23 protein-coding genes are annotated in these 21,508 nt (G+C 48.9%); 14 read left to right on the top strand and 9 right to left on the bottom strand.

From position 1 onward, the window contains the following. The first annotated feature begins 105 nt into the window (after positions 1 to 105). Together HER31_RS11795 and HER31_RS11800 are read left to right on the top strand one after the other, a co-directional pair. The gene (locus tag HER31_RS11795; RefSeq protein WP_168660770.1) at positions 106 to 1,359 is read left to right on the top strand and encodes a dicarboxylate/amino acid:cation symporter; all 1,254 of its coding nucleotides are present in this window, start codon (positions 106 to 108) and stop codon (positions 1,357 to 1,359) included. Between the two features lie 170 nt (positions 1,360 to 1,529). Beyond that, complete coding sequence (locus HER31_RS11800; RefSeq protein WP_168660771.1) at positions 1,530 to 2,381, top strand: thymidylate synthase; 852 nt, start codon at positions 1,530 to 1,532, stop codon at positions 2,379 to 2,381. A 61-nt stretch (positions 2,382 to 2,442) separates the two neighbouring features. Here the strand turns inward: HER31_RS11800 and lgt are convergent, their stop codons facing one another. From lgt to rppH, 3 genes are all read right to left on the bottom strand, one after another. Next, a complete protein-coding gene (gene lgt, locus HER31_RS11805; protein ID WP_168660772.1) occupies positions 2,443 to 3,234 on the bottom strand; it encodes a prolipoprotein diacylglyceryl transferase in 792 nt (263 codons plus the stop codon). A 91-nt stretch (positions 3,235 to 3,325) separates the two neighbouring features. Beyond that, a complete protein-coding gene (ptsP, locus tag HER31_RS11810; protein ID WP_168660773.1) occupies positions 3,326 to 5,551 on the bottom strand; it encodes a phosphoenolpyruvate--protein phosphotransferase in 2,226 nt (741 codons plus the stop codon). Next, a complete protein-coding gene (gene rppH / locus HER31_RS11815) occupies positions 5,548 to 6,084 on the bottom strand; it encodes an RNA pyrophosphohydrolase (RefSeq protein WP_168660774.1) in 537 nt (178 codons plus the stop codon). Before rppH ends, ptsP begins: the two co-directional genes overlap by 4 nt. 511 nt (positions 6,085 to 6,595) lie before the next feature. Here rppH and mutH point away from each other — a divergent pair. Then, a complete protein-coding gene (mutH, locus tag HER31_RS11820; protein ID WP_168660775.1) occupies positions 6,596 to 7,261 on the top strand; it encodes a DNA mismatch repair endonuclease MutH in 666 nt (221 codons plus the stop codon). 205 nt (positions 7,262 to 7,466) lie between these two features. Beyond that, the gene (locus HER31_RS11825) at positions 7,467 to 8,492 is read left to right on the top strand and encodes an adenylate/guanylate cyclase domain-containing protein (RefSeq protein WP_238786817.1); all 1,026 of its coding nucleotides are present in this window, start codon (positions 7,467 to 7,469) and stop codon (positions 8,490 to 8,492) included. On the opposite strand, the gene HER31_RS11830 is transcribed toward HER31_RS11825, so the two are convergent. Together HER31_RS11830 and yfbR are read right to left on the bottom strand one after the other, a co-directional pair. After that, on the bottom strand, positions 8,440 to 9,348 hold the full coding sequence (locus HER31_RS11830) for a hydrogen peroxide-inducible genes activator (RefSeq protein ID WP_168660777.1): 909 nt from the start codon (positions 9,346 to 9,348) through the stop codon (positions 8,440 to 8,442). The genes HER31_RS11825 and HER31_RS11830 overlap by 53 nt on opposite strands. 95 nt (positions 9,349 to 9,443) lie before the next feature. After that, complete coding sequence (gene yfbR, locus HER31_RS11835; protein WP_168660778.1) at positions 9,444 to 10,055, bottom strand: 5'-deoxynucleotidase; 612 nt, start codon at positions 10,053 to 10,055, stop codon at positions 9,444 to 9,446. A 151-nt stretch (positions 10,056 to 10,206) separates the two neighbouring features. Here yfbR and HER31_RS11840 point away from each other — a divergent pair, with 151 nt between their 5' ends. From HER31_RS11840 to queG, 5 genes are all read left to right on the top strand, one after another. Continuing rightward, the gene (locus HER31_RS11840; protein WP_168660779.1) at positions 10,207 to 11,703 is read left to right on the top strand and encodes a GGDEF domain-containing protein; all 1,497 of its coding nucleotides are present in this window, start codon (positions 10,207 to 10,209) and stop codon (positions 11,701 to 11,703) included. A gap of 128 nt (positions 11,704 to 11,831) precedes the next feature. Then, positions 11,832 to 12,362, top strand: coding sequence for an RNA polymerase sigma factor (locus HER31_RS11845; RefSeq protein WP_168660780.1), 531 nt, complete (start codon positions 11,832 to 11,834; stop codon positions 12,360 to 12,362). Then, positions 12,359 to 12,814, top strand: coding sequence for a hypothetical protein (locus HER31_RS11850; RefSeq protein ID WP_168660781.1), 456 nt, complete (start codon positions 12,359 to 12,361; stop codon positions 12,812 to 12,814). The genes HER31_RS11845 and HER31_RS11850 overlap by 4 nt, the downstream gene beginning before the upstream one ends. A 9-nt stretch (positions 12,815 to 12,823) precedes the next feature. Then, entirely contained in the window at positions 12,824 to 13,777 is a 954-nt protein-coding gene (locus HER31_RS11855; protein WP_168660782.1) for a DUF4097 family beta strand repeat-containing protein, read from the top strand. 53 nt (positions 13,778 to 13,830) lie between these two features. Beyond that, positions 13,831 to 14,961, top strand: coding sequence for a tRNA epoxyqueuosine(34) reductase QueG (queG, locus tag HER31_RS11860; protein WP_168660783.1), 1,131 nt, complete (start codon positions 13,831 to 13,833; stop codon positions 14,959 to 14,961). Between the two features lie 20 nt (positions 14,962 to 14,981). Here the strand turns inward: queG and HER31_RS11865 are convergent, their stop codons facing one another. Together HER31_RS11865 and HER31_RS11870 are read right to left on the bottom strand one after the other, a co-directional pair. Further along, complete coding sequence (locus tag HER31_RS11865; RefSeq protein ID WP_168660784.1) at positions 14,982 to 15,938, bottom strand: LysR family transcriptional regulator; 957 nt, start codon at positions 15,936 to 15,938, stop codon at positions 14,982 to 14,984. Positions 15,939 to 15,987: 49 nt separating this feature from the next. Further along, entirely contained in the window at positions 15,988 to 16,932 is a 945-nt protein-coding gene (locus HER31_RS11870; RefSeq protein WP_168660785.1) for a LysR family transcriptional regulator, read from the bottom strand. 532 nt (positions 16,933 to 17,464) lie between these two features. Here HER31_RS11870 and HER31_RS11875 point away from each other — a divergent pair. The 5 genes from HER31_RS11875 to HER31_RS11895 all read left to right on the top strand — a co-directional run bounded on the left by HER31_RS11875 (position 17,465) and on the right by HER31_RS11895 (position 20,104). Continuing rightward, a complete protein-coding gene (locus HER31_RS11875; RefSeq protein WP_168660786.1) occupies positions 17,465 to 17,662 on the top strand; it encodes a hypothetical protein in 198 nt (65 codons plus the stop codon). Positions 17,663 to 17,726: 64 nt separating this feature from the next. Beyond that, positions 17,727 to 18,179: a multiheme c-type cytochrome gene (locus tag HER31_RS11880; RefSeq protein ID WP_238786818.1), complete on the top strand. Its 453-nt coding sequence runs from the start codon at positions 17,727 to 17,729 to the stop codon at positions 18,177 to 18,179. Further along, a complete protein-coding gene (locus HER31_RS11885; protein ID WP_168660787.1) occupies positions 18,176 to 18,829 on the top strand; it encodes a 4Fe-4S dicluster domain-containing protein in 654 nt (217 codons plus the stop codon). The genes HER31_RS11880 and HER31_RS11885 overlap by 4 nt, the downstream gene beginning before the upstream one ends. Further along, on the top strand, positions 18,829 to 19,791 hold the full coding sequence (gene nrfD / locus HER31_RS11890) for an NrfD/PsrC family molybdoenzyme membrane anchor subunit (protein WP_168660788.1): 963 nt from the start codon (positions 18,829 to 18,831) through the stop codon (positions 19,789 to 19,791). Before HER31_RS11885 ends, nrfD begins: the two co-directional genes overlap by 1 nt. Before the next feature lie 28 nt (positions 19,792 to 19,819). Next, positions 19,820 to 20,104: a cytochrome c3 family protein gene (locus HER31_RS11895; protein WP_168660789.1), complete on the top strand. Its 285-nt coding sequence runs from the start codon at positions 19,820 to 19,822 to the stop codon at positions 20,102 to 20,104. 113 nt (positions 20,105 to 20,217) lie between these two features. Here HER31_RS11895 and HER31_RS11900 read toward each other — a convergent pair whose 3' ends face one another. Together HER31_RS11900 and ung are read right to left on the bottom strand one after the other, a co-directional pair. Then, complete coding sequence (locus tag HER31_RS11900; protein WP_168660790.1) at positions 20,218 to 20,751, bottom strand: hemerythrin domain-containing protein; 534 nt, start codon at positions 20,749 to 20,751, stop codon at positions 20,218 to 20,220. 72 nt (positions 20,752 to 20,823) lie between these two features. Beyond that, positions 20,824 to 21,504, bottom strand: a complete 681-nt coding sequence (gene ung, locus HER31_RS11905) for a uracil-DNA glycosylase (protein WP_168660791.1) — start codon at positions 21,502 to 21,504, stop codon at positions 20,824 to 20,826. Positions 21,505 to 21,508 lie beyond the last annotated feature (4 nt).

Genomic DNA, 21,508 nt, shown 5'->3' on the forward strand with positions numbered 1-21,508 from the left:
TCACAGCCGATCCGGATCACATCCATGCCATTCGTCGCGCTAGTAAATCGAACTGGCCAAGTACAATTACTGAGAATTTTTCACTGGTATTACTGGGCACTTCTGATGACATCCGCTTCCACTGATTCAACTAACACACCTTCGCCTTGGGCACGCTGGTGTGGCGTTCCACTATGGTTAAAGATCCTTATTGGCATGATTTTAGGTATGGCGACCGGCGCCATGCTCGGGGAAAACGCGCAATACCTGAAACCTATCGGTACCCTATTCGTTAATACCATCAAAATGCTTATCGTGCCGCTGGTCTTCTGCTCGTTGATTGTCGGCATCACCTCGATGCAAGATACCCACAAGATGGGCCGCATCGGCTTAAAATCGTTCCTGTTCTACCTCGCAACCACTGCAGTGGCGATCACCATAGGTCTAACCTTGGGCGCTTTACTGCAGCCCGGTGCTGGCCTGTCACTACCAACATCAGAGTTGGTTGCAAATAGTAAAGAAGCCCCTTCGTTTATTGATACTTTAGTGGCTATTGTACCGACAAACCCAGTGGCAGCCCTCGCAGATGGCAAGATCCTGCAGGTTATCGTATTTGCTGTTGCCCTAGGCGTGTCACTGGTGCTTATCGGTGAGCGCGGTAAACCAGCGGCGGCCTTTTTTGAGTCGATGGCTGAAGCGATGTTCAAACTGACCGACTTGGTTATGCGCCTTGCCCCTTACGGTGTATTTGCGCTGATGGCATGGGTTGCAGGCTCATACGGTTTGAGCGTATTACTGCCCCTGATTAAGGTTATCTTTGCAGTTTACCTTGGTTGCGCCCTGCATATCTTTGGCTTCTACGGCACCCTATTGGCGCTCGTTGCCCGTATGAATCCGCTGCAGTTCTTTAAAAAGATCTCCGAAGCGATGGCTGTCGCCTACACCACTTCAAGTTCCGCCGGTACCTTACCTGCATCAATGAAGTGTGCCGGAGCCATCGGTGTAAATAAGCGCATCTCTAGCTTTGTATTGCCACTGGGTACCACTATCAACATGGATGGAACCGCACTATACCAAGGCGTATGTGCGTTGTTCGTGGCACAAGCGTTCGGCATTGATTTAACCCTAAGCCAATACCTAACCATTATCGCCACCGCCACCCTAGCGTCCATTGGTACTGCTGGTGTTCCAGGTGCTGGTTTGGTGATGCTGACGTTAGTACTGACCACCGTCGGCTTACCGTTGGAAGGGGTCGCACTGGTTGCAGGCATCGATCGCGTCCTCGACATGGCTCGAACCGTAGTTAACGTTTCCGGTGACTTGGTGGCAACCACCATCGTTGCTAAATCTGAAGGCGAAATGAACAGCGATAACTGCTAACCATCGTTCGCTCAGTCAATTAAGCGAGGGGATTTACGCTCCCTCGCTTATGTTTGTTAGCCCTTCCCCATCTTAAGCTTCCTTTCAATCCTACGCGCGGGCCAGCGTTTATCGCTACTACTCAATCTGCTAGGATCATCACAACAATAACAACAGGATAATTTCGCCAGATGAAACAGTATTTAGATTTGTGCCAACGCATTGTTGATAAAGGGCAGTGGGTTGAAAACAAGCGCACCGGTAAGCGCTGCCTTACCGTCATTAACGCCGATCTTGAATACGATGTTGCTGCTGGCGAATTTCCGTTAGTGACCACCCGCAAAAGCTTCTATAAATCGGCCATTGCCGAGGTGATAGGCTACCTGCGCGGTTACGATAATGCCGCCGACTTCCGCGCCCTTGGCACCAAAACCTGGGATGCCAATGCCAACCTGAATTCAGATTGGCTTGCCAACCCACTGCGTAAGGGGGAAGACGATTGCGGCTTTATCTATGGGGCAGTAGCTCGTAACTTCCCAAAACCCGATGGCGGCAGCATCGATCTGCTCAAGCAGATCATCGATGACCTCAAAAATGGCATCGATAACCGTGGCGAAATCTTAACCTTCTTCCACCCGGGTGCTTTCCACATGGGGTGCCTGCGCCCGTGTATGTACAGCCACCACTTCTCATTACTGGGTGACACCCTGTACCTCAACAGCACTCAACGCAGTTGTGATGTCCCACTGGGTCTGAACTTTAATATGGTGCAGGTATACGTACTACTGGCGTTGATTGCGCAAATTACCGGCCACAAAGCCGGTACCGCATTCCATAAAATTGTTAACGCTCATATCTACGAAGACCAGCTCGAGTTGATGCGTGATGTGCAGCTCAAACGCGCGCCATTGCCGTTACCGACTTTAAAGATTAACCCCAACATCAAGTCGCTCGAAGATATTGAAACCTGGGTCACCATGGACGACTTTGAAGTAGTCGATTACCAACACCACGAGCCAATCAAATACCCGTTCTCGGTTTAACCAAAACAAAAAAGAGAGCCAATTGGCTCTCTTTTTTTTATTGCAGCAATATTGTTTGCTATTAAGCGTTGGCCGCTTTGTACGGGCGCACCATCAAGAACAAACCAAACATCAACATCGGAACGGTGAGCAACTGCCCCATAGTCATACCAAAATAGAGGCTCATATGGGCATCAGGCTGACGGACAAACTCAACCGCAAAACGACTTAAACCGTAGCCTACCAAGAACAATCCAGCAACCGCTCCAGGGCGCTTATTGCGTTTGCTAAACCACCACAACACCGTAAATAACACCAGACCTTCTAAGAACGCCTCATACAGCTGCGACGGGTGACGTGGTATTGCGCCAGCGCCTGGAAACACGAAGGCCCATGGCACATCGGTAGTTCGGCCCCATAATTCGCCATTAATGAAGTTACCAATACGACCTAGGCCAAGACCGATAGGCACAACCGGAGCAACTAAATCTGCCACCTGCCAGTAGGTCCGCTTCTGTCGCCAAGCGATGTATCCCATCGCGCTAATAACACCAATTAGACCGCCATGGAACGACATACCACCATCGGTGATTTTGAACAGATAAAGTGGGTCTTGCAAAAACCACTCAAAGCCATAAAACAGGACATAGCCAAGACGGCCACCAAGCACCACACCCAAGAAGCTATAGAACAACAGGTCAGACACTTGGTCTCGATCCCAGCCGGAGTTTGGTTGATCAGCGTAACGGTTTAATAAGCCAAGTGCCGCTAAGAAGCCAGCCAAGTACATCAACCCGTACCAGCGTAATGCCAACGGGCCGATCTCAACAATAATCGGATCGATCTGAGGAAAGGTAAACCAAGGTTCAGCCATGAAAAAATGAGTCTCTTAGGGAGTTAAAATTTTTGCACAAGGATAGTGAGTTAGCAGCTCCGTAGCAACGTTCAGCGGCAACTCAAGATAATCAAAATTGTTCCAAATTGTCTAAACCGGACTGGTGTAGATGGTTGTGCAACAACTGCCGAACTTCATGGCTATCACGTGCGTCGAGTAAGCCCTGCTTCAAATCAGCTAATTGCAGTAGGTCAAGATTGCGTACTAGATAATGAATCGGCCCTAAAGAGGGTCCATTCATACTCAGTTCACGATACCCCAGCGCTAACAGCATTAGTGCACCTTGAGTCTCACCGGCCAGTTCACCACATAAGCTAAATGAGTGATTTTTACAGCTATCTGCCACTTGCGCTAACGCTTGTACTACTGCGGGATGATAGCTATCAAACTGCTGCCCAACTCGTTCATTATTGCGATCAACTGCCAATATATATTGGGTTAAATCGTTGCTGCCAACAGAAACAAAATCAACCTGCTCCAGCCATTTGGGCAGTTGCATCAACGCTGCAGGCACCTCAATCATAATCCCCAATTGCGGGATCGGCAGCGGCCGATCTAGCTCCTCCACCAATTCAGCTAAGGCTTGATGCATCAAGCGCTGACACTGGTGGATCTCATCCAACCGCGCCACCATTGGGATCAAAATTTTAAGGTTATCAAAATCGGCATTGGCGCTTAACATCGCCCGCAGTTGCCCGATAAACAGCTCTGGATGATCCAAGCATAAGCGGATCCCACGCCAGCCCAAGAACGGGTTGTCTTCACGGATAGGCATGTATGGCAGCGGTTTATCCCCGCCAACATCCAAGGTTCGGATCACCACCGGTTTGCCTTTGGCCTGCTCCAACATAAAGTGATAGTGACGGCGCTGTTGTTGCTCGGAAGGGAATCGATCCGACGCCATAAACAGCGCTTCAGTGCGGTATAAACCAACACCGCTAACGCCATCTTGGCTCATTAACTGCTCCACTGAGCCTGCATCGGCATTAAGCATCAGTTGCACTGCCTGACCATCTTGGCTCACACAAGGCTGCGATAGATGCTCTTGCATTACCGCTTGGAAGCGATCTCGTTGTTGTTTCGACCGCTCGAATCGGGCAACTTGCTCCGCCTCAGGGTTTATCCAAACTTGCCCCTTTAAGGCATCTAGAAGCAACTGTTGACCATCGAGCTGTTCGACAGTTATCCCTTCCAGCGCGACAATGGCCGGGATCCCCATTGCTCGTGCCAAGATGGCGGTATGAGAATTAACCCCACCGCGAATACTAATAAGCCCCTGCAACTGTTCGCCACCATATTCCAGCAACATGGTTGCGGTGATATCGGTCGCCACCAATATCATTGGTCCATTAACCTCGCTAACTTGATCACTGGAGGCTGACAATTGCTTTAAAATCCGCTGCGCTAAGTCCTGAATGTCGCTAGCGCGCTCACGCAGGTACTCGTCAGTCATGCTGGCAAAGCGGTTCATCGCTTGTTTCATTACCCGACAAACGGCGGTTTCAGCGCTCCAACCTTGCTCGCATTGAGCCTCAAAACTGCGTAGTAACTCCGGATCGCCCAACAGCATTTGGTAGCTATCGAATACCATCCGCACATCATCAGCAACACCGTTGTCGAGCCGCAGCATCAGTGCGTCAAGATCCACCATGGTCGCATCAATCGCTTGCTGCAATCGTGGCCACTCGAGATCAGGCTCCACACTTAACTGCTCTGGTTGCTGCAACGACTCCTGTGGTTTCACCACTAGGGCTGGTGCAATTGCGATGCCAGAGGAAGCACTCAAGCCACTATAACAATAGCGCGACTCACCATTTTTACTGGCAAGCGCACGCTGGTGTATTTGCGGGGATATTTGCGAAGCAAGAGTAATGAGAAAGGACTCCTCCTCTTCACTGAATTGACGTGCTATTCGCTGTTGCACCACCAACACCCCAACAGTAACCGCTCGGTGCACCAATGGTACCGCGAGAAAGGCACGGTAATCGTCTTCGTTGGCTTCAGGTAAACGGACAAAAGCTGGATGACTTGGCGCATTAGCAAGGTTAATTAGCTCCTCGCGCGAAGCAACGGTGCCAACGACCCCTTGACCTAATGCGAGCCGCGAGCGGCCCACTGCATCTGCGGCTAAACCATTACTGGCCACTAACAACAGCCCTTGTTCATCCACTAAATAGAGTGAACAACAATCGGTGTTTAGTGCGGAACGGGTCAAATTCACAAGCTCGGTCACTGACTGTTCGACAGTTTCGGCTTGTGACACTTGCTGAACAATTTGCCGCAGAGTATTTATCATCGTGGTCGTCGCCTTCGGCGATTGCGCGAAGGCTCAGGCTTCCCTTTTTGTGGCTGCTGTCCGGTTAAGGCAGTCAGCGTAAATTCATCCAATACTTTACGATAGACCTCACGTTTAAATGAGACCACCTGTCTTACTGGATACCAAAAACTAACCCAGCGCCAATCATCAAATTCTGGATGGCCAGAAGCGGCCAGATTGATGCGGCTTTCTTCACACTGCAATTGCAGCAGGAACCATTTCTGCTTTTGACCAATACAAACCGGCTTGCTGTCTTGTCGAACAAGACGTTTAGGCAGCCTATAGCGTAGCCAAGTTCGGCTACGGGCGATGATGCGAACGTCGTCTCGTTTTAAGCCGACCTCTTCGAAAAGTTCACGAAACATCGCCTGTTCCGCGCTTTCACCATCATTGATACCGCCTTGAGGAAACTGCCACGAGTGCTGGCCTAGTCGGCGAGCCCACAGCACTTGGCCGTTGCGGTTGCAGATAATGATCCCAACGTTGGCTCGAAAGCCGTCGCTATCGATCACAAGATAATCCGATAAAATTCGTAACTTATTGGGATTGTTCCACAAAGGCAGCAATGCGGCAAACATAGTGCATTGTTAGTCATCACAAAAGTTATTAACAGAAGATATCCACTAACTCTGTGGATAACTACGTGAATAACCTCAAATATCTGTTTTAACACTGTCTTTATCAGCGTTGATTATAACCAGCAATGCTCGCCTTCAAAAACACTTACCAATAAAAACAACCACTTACCTCCAACCCAAACAAGCAAAACAGCAAAAACACTCTTTCTGTTCGTTTTTTAATCTTAGTTAACTCAATCAGATTGTGACTGAAGTGTCGAGTTTTTTATCCACAGCCCTCAACCGGTCGAGTGTTTTTTGTGCTCTTTGCGCCGATGTAGGGTTCGTAAATTTGTGATTCACCCATATATTGTGGAAGGAACTGTGCATAACACCAAGTAGGTAATGACTAGAGTCAAAACTTAAGAGAGCGGATCTCAATTCGCAACCGCGATATAATGTTGTTATGCACAGTTCCCCTAAAGATATTGAACAACTTCTTCAGCGCGCTCACCACATTGCCGGATGGCAACTGGGCGAAATTGCCGCTGAGTTGGGTATAGCCGCTCCCCATGACCTTCGCCACCACAAAGGTTGGGTGGGGCAGCTGTTGGAGCATTGGTTAGGCGCCAGCGCCGGTTCGCGACCAGAACCAGACTTCCCCCACTTAGGCGTTGAGCTCAAAACCGTCCCCATTGACGCAAATTACAAACCCATTGAGTCAACTTACATAAGCGTATGTCCACTTACTGGCTTACGCGGTCTGCGCTGGCAAGACTCAGCGGTCTGCCACAAGCTCAGCCATGTATTGTGGATCCCTGTTCAGGGAGATAAATCCATTCCGGTGGCACAACGCCATGTCGGTATGCCGCTACTATGGCAACCCACTGCAGATGAACAGCAACAGTTACAGCGAGATTGGGAAGAGCTGATCGAGCAAGTCGCCTTAGGTAAGGTAGAATCGATTACCGCTCACCAAGGAGAGCTGCTGCAATTGCGTCCCAAAGCCGCTAACCGCAAGGCATTAACCGAAGCCATTGGCCCCGACGGTTGTAAGATAAACACCCTTCCTCGCGGATTTTATCTTCGAACCAGTTTTACCAAGTTACTGTTCCAAAGAAACTTTTCATGATCTATATCTATTTTTAAGGTAAGAAGCTGAGCACAAATGCTGGTTTAAGCTCACACAATTCATTACAATCGTGCGCTTGTGCTCATAGCACCCCCCGTCGTTTTCAGAAGTAGCGAAATTTTTTCCTTTGCAGACAGGTCAAGAACTCAAAAAATTTATCTTTGCTGTTATCGCATGGACCGCCGCCATATTAATTTTTGTGACGGTGCGGCACTCCTTCGCGTACGACAATGAGTCGTGGAATTTCACCACTGGTGACGTCATCAGCATCGTTACTTATCTCGGCACTATTTTAGGTTGTCTGCATTGGCTATCTAACTTAATTGCCAACATCAGTGCTATTCGGCGTATGAACTACCTTGCCATTGTGGCATTCAAAGGGATGTTCCTGCTGCTCGGTGCCTTCTTCCTTATCAAAGTGACCATCTGGATCAACACTTGGACACCGGCACCGCAACTCGATCGCCACTATAACGAACTGACCCAAAGCTTATTGGCTAGTGCCTCCACACCAATCATGTTGGCGTACTTAGTATGGGTACGGTTGTGCTTAGCCTTTTTCGAGCAAGTAGTATTATTGGTGGGCTCTCGTAACCTAATCAACATGGGTGTCGGCAACTACCACCGACCACGCCAAGAGGAACGAGTATTCCTGTTTATCGATATGGTCGGTTCGACCGCACACGCTGAGGCCATTGGTGATTTCCAATTCTCACGTTTGGTGCAGGACTGTTTCGATCTGCTGTCCGGCTGCGTTACTCGTCAAAAGGGTGAGATCTACCGTTACATCGGTGATGCGGCGATGATCAGCTGGGAGCTCAATCGCGACCGCAACCTCGAACACAGCTTAGATCTCTACTACGAATTTGTGCAGATCATTGGTTGGCATAAAAACTACTTCGAAGAGAACTACGGCTTTGTACCGCGCTTTAAAGGAGCGGTTCATGGTGGTCGCGTGATGACCGCCGTAGTCGGAGTGAATAAGCAGGAGATCAGTTACTTCTCTGATGTCATCAACACCCTAGCGCGACTGCAAGATCAGTGTGGTCCATTAAAACAAGATCTGTTGTTGTCGGGCCAGATTCGCCATCGCTTAGGTGACACAGCCAACTACAACATAGAGTCCATCGGCCCCATGCGCTTAAAAGGCAAGCAGCATGAGGTCGAGGTGTTCGCGGTTAACGCTCCTTCGGCGGAAGTAGCCCCTGGATCATTTGACCGAGGGTTCTAAAGGTTCGCAAACGGCTTGAAGTCTGGCGCCATACCAAGCCAATTTCGCGGTATGGTGCAGTCCCCTTCGGCTGATACTCGTTCAACTCAGTACCATTTAAGATCCCAGCATCAATCGCCATTTGTGGCAGGAACGTCGTCCCTAGCTTCGAATCCACCATCTGTACCAATGTATGCAAACTGGTCGCAGCGAATGGATTGATCTTGGCGCTGTTTTTTAGATCACAGGCACTAATTGCATGGCCGGTGATGCAATGTTCGCGCTGCAACAAGAAAATGCTTTGATCCGGAAACTCTTCATACTCCAAATCTTCAGAATCTAAGGTTTGATCCTTGTGCGCTACCAGCTTAAACGGATCAATACCAACCGACATGCTATGAAAACCGCTAGTATCAACCGGCAACGCCAGTAGTAACAGGTCGAGTTCGCCGCTGCCTAAGGCAGAGATCAGACTTTCAGTGGTATCTTCACGCAGCAACAGGCTCATCTCAGGAAATTGAGCTTGGGTCTCTTTAACAACCCGGTTTAGCAAGAACGGCGCAATGGTAGGAATACAGCCAAGGCGAATGGTGCCCGCCATCGGTTCACCCGCGCTACGCGCCAGCTCCGTCATCTCTTGCACTTCCGCCAACAGATGCCGCGAACGACCAACCACATCTTCACCTAAAGCGGTAAACATAAAGGATTTGTGGTCACGTTCAATCAGTTGCCCACCCAGCTGCTCTTCTAGGTTCTGAATTCCAGACGACAAAGTAGATTGGCTAACGTGGCAGGCTTTAGCAGCCCGGTTAAAATTTTGCTCTCGATGCAGCTGCACCAGATAGTACAAATTCTTGAGGCTCGGTAACTTATTCATAATGAGCAATAGGCTTTTTTAATCGATAAAAGCGTTTATCTCATAAAAAATCGATCACGTCACAGGTTGGGTCACAAATTTCGTAAACAACCAGCCTATTTAGAATCGAAAGCCGCCTCTACGAGATCGTCGATAGTCAGGTGGAATGACGCTACAAAGTTATCCATAAACCACTTCACCTCTGGCAGATCATCAATAAAGGGCTGCAGCGCTGCTAACACCTTACGTTCGGTGCCCTCAAACTCCATATTACCCGCCCGCAACTCCGCCAAAGCTTTGGTGTAAGCCGAAAGCAGATCCGCCGCTTTAACAATCTGGGCTTCCAAATCGCCCTCGCCATGGCTCAAAAGTGGTGCATAGCTAGACTTAAGCGGATCTGGAATCGTACCTACTAGCAACTCAGTGGCGATATTTTCCATCTCACGGCACAACTCCAACATTCTTGGCGCCGAGTACTTAATGCCGCTATTCACATCCTCGGTTAGCACCTCTGGAGCATCATGAAACAGCGCCACCACCGCCAACTTATTCTCGTCCACTGGCTTCAGCTCAGGGAAGATTTTGTTGTGAATGAGTCCCAGCGCATGCGCAAACATCGCCACCTGCATACTGTGCTCCGCCACATTTTCGGCTCGGGTTGGGTTCGACTTGCCCCACCGGTGAACGTTCTGCATTCGAGACATTAACGCAAAGAAGACAGGCTGCATGCTTACTCCAAAATTTTATTAAGTTTAAATGACTTATGGTGCACTTAGGCGAATCTATATGAGAAACTAACACGGATATAATGGATTTATTAGAACTGGCTGTTAATTAATGCAGAGCATTCAAAAGCGTTGGATAAGGATTTTCCTAGCTTTGGCCATCAGCGTGGGCTTGGGTTTACTGATCCAAAAATTTGATAGCCACACTCAATACAGCCATCAACATGCTACCGCTGCAGAGGTGGATGAGTTTAGCGATAGAGAATGGCAACCATATGCAGCAAGCAACGCCCACTGGCATCATCATCAATTAGCCCCTTATGAATCACAGGTCATCACTACGCTCTCACTTGAGCCGATCACCTTAGCCAAAGTCGACTCACTTCGAACTGAAGTAATTGAAATTGCCGCCTCAGATTGGCAACAACCATTGCAGCGACATTTAGTCACTAGCCTGTCTCGCCCACTCGATCTGTATCACTCTGTTGATGGTAACGGTCGCGTATTCTTTGGCGAGTTGCCAAACCCGATTCTATTTATGCTGCTAGGGGCGCTGCTGCTTGGTCAGGTGATCCTGTGGCTATTTACTACTATTCGCTGGCGCACCATGGCAACCGTAGCCGTAGCAGGACCAATGCTTATCGTCTCGCCACTGTTGCCAATAGTCGCAACCGGCGCACTACTTACCTTGGTTGCGGCACTGCCACTAAACAAACAATGGGCGATACCCTGGGTTGGCGTTGCCGTCTTGGTTGGGTTAATGGTGCCACAACAATGGCAAGCGTGGTCGAGCTTCGCCTTCGCCTTACCGCTGTTGTGCTACCACCTGCTGTCACGGCAAAGTCATTGGTATCAACAGGTTACTTGGCTCGCCCTAATGGTGCTGGCGCTAGAGTTACCAGTGCGCAGTGACATCTCCATCATCTATGCGCTGGCAGCCATTGCCATTTGGCAGTTGTGCCATATTATCCGGCCACTGGTGAAGCTTTCGGCGCACTCGTCGCAGCTGGAACAAAAGAAACAACAGCTATCAAGCGCCGACCAAAAACAGTACAGCTCATTGCAACAACAGATCGACTCGCTCGAATCGAAAAACCGAATGTTGCATGAAAAAACCTGGGTAGACCCACTTACTGGCCTACGCAACCGCCTGTTCTTTAATGAGCAGTATCAAGCTGAAGTCGCCCGCAGTAATCGCGAACAAACCACGCTTAGTCTGCTTATTCTCGACCTGGATTTTTTCAAAAACGTGAATGATCAACACGGCCACCCCGTCGGTGATGAAGTGCTCCGTCAGGTAGCTAAACGCCTCTACTACAGTCTCCGTCGTCCTGCGGATGCATTGTGCCGTATTGGTGGTGAAGAGTTTGCGATCTTGCTGCCGCAAACCAATAAACAAGGCGCGGAACACGTTGCCAATACCCTTCTAAAGAAGGTTGCTGAAAAGCCGATCATCTACCAGCAGCAGGAGCTCTACGTTACGGCCAGTATTGGTTGTGCCACCTTGGTTCAACAAGTTGCTTTACCTGATATGGAGTTGTTTAACCGTGCTGATAGTGCCCTTTATCACGCTAAAGCGCGTGGTCGAAACCGGTGCGAATCCTTTGACGGTGAAGAACAAATGGAACACTTCGCGATAAGGCGAGGATAAATCGCAATCGCGTTAAACCTTTTTACTAAATCCACCTGTCTAATCAAATAACCATCCGATTGGCACTTGAACTGTTTTCCAAACAAGTTGCCTTGGTTATTCGTTAGCTTCGGTAAAAGGACATTACAGTGACTCAGCCGCCAGAGGATCACACCGAACATATTGAGCAGCAATGGATTGCCCTAGCCCAGGCCGGTGACCAAGCTGCGTTTTCACTGCTATTTGAACATCATCACCGCCGTGTCTATGCGCTGTGCCTGCGTCTATGTCATAACCCTCGTTGTGCTGAAGACGCAACTCAAGAGGTGTTTCTGCGTTTGTGGCAAAAGCTCGACCAATATCGTGGTGGAGCCAAATTCAGCACCTGGCTACATCGCTTGTGTATTAATCACGCCATCAACTATCAACGCCAAGGGCAATGGTGGCGCCAGTTCATCACCAACGATGAACAAGCAGAGATCGAAATTACTGAAAACCACAGCGACGGCATCGATAGATTACTGCCGAAATTACCGGTACGGCGCCGTCAAGTGTTCGTGTTGCATGCCATCGAGGGCTACCAACACAACGAGATAGGCACACTGTTGGGGATCAGCAGCGGCGCCAGTAAAGCCCATTACCACCATGCTCGCCAACAATTGCAGGAGTGGTTGCAATGAAGCAAGACAAACTAGAACAACTGCTAGCGCAAACCCCAGCGGAGCTAACGCCTAATAACGATCTGTGGCCCATCATCACTGCTAAGATAAACACCAAGCAACGGCAGCCATTTAACCAGTGGGCTGTGGCCGCTAGCTTAGTTATTGGTGTGCTTATTGGCGGCATAGGTGGCTATCAAATCAAACCACAGCCCCGCTATGACCCACAGCTGTTACAGGGGGTGTTGCAGGTGTTATCGGAACAGCATCAACAACAATTGGCACAACTACCACCAAGCAACCCATTGGTTGCCGCAGCTGATCTACAAGCATTACGCAGTGGGGCTTCAGAGCTTCAACAGGCACTGCTACAGCAACCCAATAACCAAGCTTTACTTGAACTTTGGCTATGGACCAAACAACGTGAACTTGAGCTATTGCAAACTCGCCTCTCCCATCCAGAGATGCTTTAAGGAGCTATGATGAAACCGTTTTCAACCACCGTTTTTGCCACCACGCTTACTTCACTCTTACTCAGTCCCTTCGCCGCCGCTGAAGAGGTAAATACAACTCTTAGCTGGTCAAGCAACAGTAATGTCGTTATCGATGTACCTCGGGGTGATATTGAGGTTCTTGGCACCGATAGTACCAGCGTTACTGTCAGCGGCCGTATCGATAGCGAAGCCGAAGCCTTTATCTTTGAGCAACAGGGCGATGTGCTGCGCATTCAGGTTAAGCTGCCACGAAATTGGGGCAACCAGCAAAATAACGCCAAGCAGTTTAGTGACCTAAAGATCTCGCTCCCCTCCCAAGCACAAGTAGATATCGACGTAGTAAGTACTGACATCGACATCAGCAAGGTCAACTCTATCGAAATCGAATCGGTTAGTGGCGACGTGCGTGCAAGCGTAAGTAGTGACAGCGTCGAGATCGATGCCGTTAGTGGCGACGTCACCGTGCGCGAAGCCAATGGCAGCATTGATATTGAAACCGTCAGTGGTGACATCAATGCCGACGACAGCCGTGGTGAGTTCGAGCTCAGCTCGGTCAGTGGTGATATCAGGGGCAAAAACCTCAACGGCGAGTTGGAGTTAGAATCCGTTAGTGGCGACATCGAAATCGATATCCTTGAATTAACCGCGCTGGAAGGACGCAGCGTCAGCGGCGACATCGGCATCAATGGCAAAACACTGGCTCTGAAATCTGAATTAGAACTGGAAACCGTAAGCGGCGACGTCACCTTAAGTATTGCCGACATTGGCTCAGTGTCAGTACACGCTCACACCGGCGGCGGTGGCGATATTGACAATGACTGGAGCGAAGATAACGTACAAAAAAGTAAATACGGTGGCAACAAGAGCTTAGAGTTTGGCAGCGGCGCCAAAACCGTAACGCTCAACACTGTTAGTGGCTTGCTTGCGCTGAAACGCCGTTAAATCAACGCTAATCACGCTGCCATCCCAACGCGGTTTGCGCTACCCTTGCGCCCATGAATACGAATGATTGGGCGTCTCTGGCTGACGCCATTAAGCAACACGGCAAGGCGTTGGGGTTCAGCGCCGTTGGTATTGCAGACATTGATCTCAGTGCCGAACTGCCACACCTGCAACAATGGTTAGACAACCACTACCACGGCGACATGGATTACATGGCTCGCCACGGTGATATGCGTTGTCAGCCGCAGGCATTACATCCCGGCACACTTAAAGTGATCTGTGTGGCACTTGATTACCTGCCACCGCAAGCAGGCTTCGCCGATAATCTAAAACAGACCGAAACAGCTTACATTAGCCGTTACGCCGGTGGCCGTGATTACCACAAGCTGATGCGTAACCGCATCAAAAAGTTAGGTGATTGGCTCAAGACTCAGCTGCCAGATCAAAACGAGCTTAACTTCCGCCCCTTTGTTGACTCAGCACCTATCTTAGAACGGCCGTTGGCCAGAAATGCTGGGCTTGGTTGGGTTGGCAAGCACTCACTACTTTTAAATGAGCACGCTGGTTCTTGGTTCTTCCTCGGCGAACTGTTGGTCAACTTACCGCTGCCAATCGATCCCCCAAACCAACAAGACTGCGGCAGCTGCAGTGCCTGTATGACCATCTGCCCAACCAATGCCATCGTTGCTCCATACGTCGTTGATGGGCGCCGTTGTATCAGCTACCTCACCATTGAGTCAGATCTCGCCATTCCAGAAGCATTACGCCCAGCCTTAGGCAATCGCATCTACGGCTGTGATGATTGCCAACTGGTGTGTCCATGGAACCGCGAAGCGCCGCTGACTGCAGAATCCGATTTCCACATTCGCAAACCGCTGCAACAAATCGAGTTACTTACACTTTGGCAATGGGACCAAGCAACCTTCCTTGCCAACACCGAAGGGTCACCGATACGCCGTATCGGCTTTAGGCGTTGGCAACGTAACCTGGCCGTTGCGATTGGCAATGGCCCAGCCAGCGACAAGGCTATCAGCGCCCTGAACAACGGCCTTGGCCGTGTCGATGCGATGGTTGATGAACATATCCATTGGGCTGTTAACCAACTTCAACAACAGCAGCCAAACAACCGGCAACAGCAACGCTTAATTCGCATCGTCGAAAAAGGCCTCAGCAGAGACGCTTAAGTTCCCTTGAATAAGGTTGCCTAAGCGGACTCGACCTGCACTGAACCATACTTTACCAATTGATAGACGGCATTACGCAACCACAGCGGTAATGCCGACGCCGTTTGGCTGGTAAGTGCATAGTAGTTTGCCGGCTTTAGCGATTGCTTTAGGAGCTCCGCTTCATTGGCCGCAAACTCTTCGCAGCGGATGCCGGGATAGTCGTTAAAAAACGAGATGGTATGGCTCGACACAAAACTGATGGCATCACTATCCAGCAGAATCGATGGCACTTCCGACAACAGATTAGAACTACCGACTTTATTAAGTATGCGACCACGCTCCATCGCAAAGTGTTCCATTGGGTCGGCCTTAGAGTTAAAACCAGTAATTGAGGTAACCCAAAACGGATAGTCCAATATTTTGCTCAGACGGTCATCCTCGGGGCACTGCCAAATCGGATGGCCTTCTCGAGCGATCAATCGCGGACCATCGCCAGTGCAGATATAGTCACAGTCCAATTGTGGGATCTGTAAACTTTGACAGCTCACTACCATATCGCTGCCACCATCAAGCAGCATCTTCGGAGAATGTTCATCCGATGAGTGCACCGTTAGCTTAACGTTATGCCCCAACGCTTTAGTGGCATGCATTAACTGACTGGTGGCCGCGCTGCACAACATGCTGGGTAGATGGATATGATATTCAAGCGCTGCTGAGGCGCTAGTCCCCCTTACTAATTGATTTAGTTGCTCCTCAATCAGAACCGCCCTTTGCGCCGATGGATACAACTTTACTGCCAATGATGTCGGCTCAAATTGAAACTGACGGCGGTGGAACAATGGGTCATCAAAGTGCTGCCGCAAACTATTTAGACTGCGGCTAACTTTAGATGCAGACAGGTTCAGCTGCTTAGCAACCGCAGACGCGTTACGCAGCTCATAGGTCAAAATAAAGACCCGCAGTTCAAAGAAACTCAACGCTGAAATCTGATCCATAATCTTGTCCACTACCAATAATATTGTTCAGCCCGTTAAGGGGTGTTCGTTAATGCTCTGCCGCTCTGACACAGTCAGCCATGACCTGATAGATATGTTTGAAGATGACTTCATCAACGGGTCTGGTACGGGCAGTCAAAATATAATAAGTGGCTACCTCACAGCGCTGGTGTAACCGATCAAATTCTGCCTGGGCCAAGCGCTGACAGTGTAGATCTGGGTTCGACTCAATAAATCGAACCCCACAATTAGTTGAAACCAAGATGAAGGCATTACAGTTTTTTATTTTCTTTACTGCAGCATCTAATCCTGTCGAAGGCTCTAAATACTGTAAATTACGCCCATGCGTTTGCGCATATAACTCCAATGGATGAATCCGTTCAGTTAGTGTTGGGCAACTTACTTCAACATAGGGGTAATCGAGTAGGTCGTTAAGACAAGTGCTATCCGAGTTATTCCATAATGGATGATTCTTACGTGTAACTACATATAACTGTTCTGATGAAGCTACAAAGCTTGTTTTAATCCCTTTATGGTTACTAGGAAGAAAAGAAATAATAAGATCACTTTTACCTTTTAATAAATTATCGACACTATCGTTTGTCAATGGTTCGATAACTAACTGCTCGGTAAAGGTGTCGGCATCATTATTAAATACACAGCAAGAGAACAGTGGTGGTACTTCAACAACAACCACTTTGCCTTGGTCTTTAAGCGACCCTTTGGCGTTACATATCTGCGCCATTTCATCCGCAACTTCCAGTAGTTCCTTGAAATAGGGATAAACTCTTTCAGCCATGGGCGTTGCCTCAAAGCCATACTGTTTGCGGATAAACAGCTCATCATTGAGAGAATGGCGCAAGCCTGCAAGACAACGGCTTACCTTGGAAGGAGCAACGTTCAGCTGTTTCGATACCAACAGAGCATTAAGTGAATCAAACACCGCAACAAAAACTTGAGCAGAAAACACATTGATATCTTTTATCCGTGCCATAACTGCCTCCAAAGTGTGACTATCGTCATAATTAATATTATTACAATTTGAAAATCTGATCCTTACTATCTTGCAAAAGTTCTGATCTTTCTGAGTTAGCCGCGACTACAATTCACAACGAAAAAATATCGAATTGCATTCCATCCCTGTATTTAAACCACATGTTATAGAAACTATATTCGATTTATCTACAGCCAACTTTAAATCTGTCGTGTTTATATTGTTAACGCATGACTTTCACTAGTAATGCACCATGATAATCCTTAATGACACCTAAAAGTAGCGCTATTGATTCAACATTAGCCTGCACTAATGAAACTGTTAAGTTGACTGGTTATTTCAATAACTGCAATAGCAAATTGTAGTTATAAGAAATCTGATATGGATTATGATATATTTCAAAATATAACGATCAAAAATCACTAATAATGCAACTCTGAAAATACATGATTTAGATCATTATCACTTGGCAAATTAAAGTTTGATAATTAACTCAGGTGGAAAACAAGACTCCACCATATAGGAGTAAATTATGAGCTTAGAACTATTTTTCAACGTCATCGTTCCTTATTTCTTCATGTTCTTTGTATTGTTTATTTGCGTCCCTATGGTCGTGCTTGGATTAGCTAAAGCCGGTTACGAAGCACTGCATAAGCGCAAACAGAGCCAACCTGAAAAGCAGCAGAAAACCTCTGAAGGCACCTCGTTCAATAACCTGAAACATTCATGAACGTCGATAAGGAGGGTGGTAGCAGCATCCCAACTACCACCCTTGGCAAGAAGGAGAGCCCCCCATGTTGAAACATGCCATTACAGTCACGCTGTTAATGTCTGTGTGCTTTGGCGTTGCCGCACAAGCCAGTGCGGATAAAAAATGCATGATGTGCCATAAGAAAAACGGCACCATGTTAGGCATCCACAGCACCATTAATAATATTTCTATTGGTTGCGTTAGCTGTCATGGGGAAAAAGGTAAGCATCCACGCGATAAAACCGCGTTGCGTTACTTTGGGCTCGACAGCCATACCCCCGCATCAGAACAAAACCTCGCTTGCATGAGTTGCCACCAACTTGAGCAACTGCGCCAGTCCGAATGGACCCACGATGTGCACCTCAGCAAACTCTCTTGTGCCGCCTGCCATCAACTCCATCCTGAACGAGACCCAATCGATGGGATCTCAGCACACGATCGTTCGCAAGCCTGTGCAGATTGCCATAGCCAGTTCAACGGGGAGGCAGAACAATGAAAGTTACCCGTCGCCAATTTCTCATCGGAGGAACAGCTTGCACCATTATTCCGGTGCTCAACGTTACCGCCGAGGATGAAAGCAGCCGCAATTTCGCCATGGTTTACGATCAAAGCAAATGCATTGGCTGTGAACGTTGTGAACAAGCATGCCGTGAAACCAACGATATTCCAGCAAGCTACAGCCGCTTAGAAATAATCCGCACTGGTCCATTTGGAGAAGGCGAAGATCGCCATTACCGTTTTGATCGCAGCAGTTGCGTCCATTGTGAAACCGCACCGTGCATCAGCGTGTGCCCAACCGGTGCTCCCTATCGCGATAAAGATGGCATTGTTGCTATCCATCAAGAACGTTGCGTTGGCTGTAAATACTGTGTTGCTGCCTGTCCAAGCAAGGTCCGCCACTTAAATCCTGTCACCAAGGTTATCGACAAGTGCGACTTCTGCCGCACCAGCAAACTAGCCAAAGGCGAACTACCTGCCTGTGTTGAAGTCTGCCCAACGAAAGCCTTGGTATTTGGCGATCTAAACGATCACAACAGCGAAATTGTACAACTGTTGCGCCACAAGCAAACCTTTAGAGACAAGATGTACCTTGGTACACGTCCAAAACTCTACAAAATCCCACACGGAAGAGGCGAGGTAATCTAATGGACACCGCCGTCAATGCAGTACTTCACTTTGATAACCTAATTTGGCATTGGCCTATCGCCATCTACCTGTTTCTAGCGGGGGTGTCCGCCGGTGCCGTATTAATCTCAATATTATTTAAGCGTCGTGCCACGTCACTGGGTAACGATCCTGCCCATAGCAGCATCGTCCGCGCCATGGCATTAATCGCGCCGGTGAGCGTAATACTTGGCCTCGCTATTCTGGTTGTGGATCTCAGCAAGCCGCTCGAATTCTGGAAAATGATGATCTACGGCAACCCTAGCTCAGTTATGTTTTGGGGAGTCTGGGGACTGTCAGTCTACATCGGCGTACTGATGTTATACCTCATGGCGATATTCCATGAACCAATGGAAGTGTTTGCCCACTTTATTTCGCCGTTAACCCACCTAATCAACCTGGTGCGACGCTGGGACAAATACCTAGAAACCGCCATGGTGGTACTGGCCATCGGTATTGGTGCCTACACCGGCCTGTTATTGTCGGCACTCAAAGCCTATCCGCTGCTGAATAACCCTCTGTTACCGGTGTTGTTTTTAGTATCAGGATTATCCTCCGGCGCAGCCGCTACCCTACTGTTTGCGGTGCTCTGCTTCGACGGCACCAACCAACCAGAAGAGATCAAATTCATTCACAAGATCGAAAAGCCGGTACTAGCGATGGAATTGGCACTGTTGGCGTTGTTCTTTGTCGGCCTATCATTCGGTGGCGCTGGTTCAATGAAAGCGCTTACCACCGCACTTAATAACGATTTTTGGAGCGTCATCTTCTGGGGCTTTGTGATTGGTGGTGGTATTGCCTTGCCATGGCTACTGCAATGGTTATTGCCCGAGTCGCTCACCCATCACCGCTACTTCGTAAGCTTCTGTTGCATTCTCAGCTTATCCGGGGTGTTTGCCCTTCGTCACTTCATGCTCTACACCGGCCAAATGGTTCCGGCCTAACTCGATAACAATAAAAAGGAATAACAACATGAAATATTTATGGATATTACTGCTGGTTGGTGGCCTTGCTCAGGCCCAACCTTTAGCCGATATGCACACCGAGATGGGCGGCTGTGAATCCTGCCACCAAGAGGGTGAACCCTCGGACACTCTCACCTTTGAAAACGGTAACTGCGTGGAGTGCCACAGCGAACTCAGTGAGATGGACGACCCTCATGCTCCACACCAAGGCAGTTTGGTCTGCAGTGACTGCCACACCCTGCATGAAGAGACCGACCCGATGACTACCTGCAGCAACTGTCACGAAGAGTAGTTAGCACCGCTAATCATTTCGCCTAGATAACAAAAAAACGCCAGTCAGAAACCTGACTGGCGTTTTGCTATTGGGTCGCACTGTATTTCTGCTTTAGCAGCGCAGCGATTAGGTTACTCCGCTAAGTAAGCACGCAGATCTTCATAGTCACGAGCGCTGCTACTGAACAGCGGATCGTGTTGGATCTTATCTGCCACCATCACTTGTAACTTGCTCCAATCGTCTTCGTCTAACGCAGCGGCGACCTTTGGTAGCAACACGTTATCTTCATACGATAAATGATCGCGTTGCATGGTGAGAAACAACTGCAGATCCTTAATTAGCCGCTCACGGGGAACAACTTGGTCGTTCAAGATCATCCGCAACGTATCCAATATGGCATTGGTGGCATCCGCCAGGTTATGGTGCTCTTGCGCCAATCGGTGCACATCCCCTTCAGATTGCTCAGTCTTATCCAAATAGTATTGGTAGAGAATATCTTCCAGCGGGTGGTGGCAGTGGTCAGCATACCGGTGCAAGTAGTCCACGGCATCATGCAGCATCGTCATCTGCACTGCCCCGCCTTGTTCCAAACGATCAATTTTGTCAGCCAGTAGATTCAGCAAACTGGTGATATGACGATGATCGGTATCAATTCTAGCTAACATTCAGCCTCCATTAGCTCAGTTAGAGCCTACTAGCACCTTGCCTGATCTCAACCACAACCGTGTTGATCAGCATCAAAGTTGCCAATTTATTGCACTTTGCCCCTGTGCCAGCAGTTGTCTGTTGGCTTGCGAGAAATGGCCACACCCAAAGAAGCCACGATAAGCCGAAAGCGGCGACGGATGCGGCCCAACAAGAACGGTATGGCGAGTACGATCAATGCCTTTACCCTTCTTCTGCGCGTGACTGCCCCACAGCATAAACACCAAGCCCTCACGCTCGCTAGCAAGATTGCGGATCACCTCATCAGTAAACTGCTCCCAGCCAATCTTGGCATGAGAGTGAGCCTTACCCTGTTCAACCGTTAATACCGTATTGAGCAGCAGCACCCCCTGCTCGGCCCAATGGCGCAAATCGCCGTGGCTAGGAATGGTAAAGCCGTCAATATCCTGCGCTAGCTCTTTATAGATATTCACCAATGACGGCGGCACCTTAATGCCCGGCTCAACCGAAAAGCTAAGCCCATGAGCTTGCCCAGCGCCGTGATAGGGATCTTGACCCAATATCACTACTTTGACCTTAGCAAGTGGCGTATGTTCAAAGGCAGCAAATATCTGCTGCTGCGGTGGGTAGATAACCTGCCCTTGCTGTCGCCAGAGTTCTATCTGCGCCATCATCTGTTGATAGTAAGGCTGTTGTTGCTGTTGCAGCATCAGCGGTTGCCACTGGGACGAGAAAGCGTTGGAGCATGACATAGCA

The sequence above is a fragment of the Ferrimonas lipolytica genome, from assembly GCF_012295575.1.
Lineage (GTDB): Bacteria > Pseudomonadota > Gammaproteobacteria > Enterobacterales > Shewanellaceae > Ferrimonas > Ferrimonas lipolytica.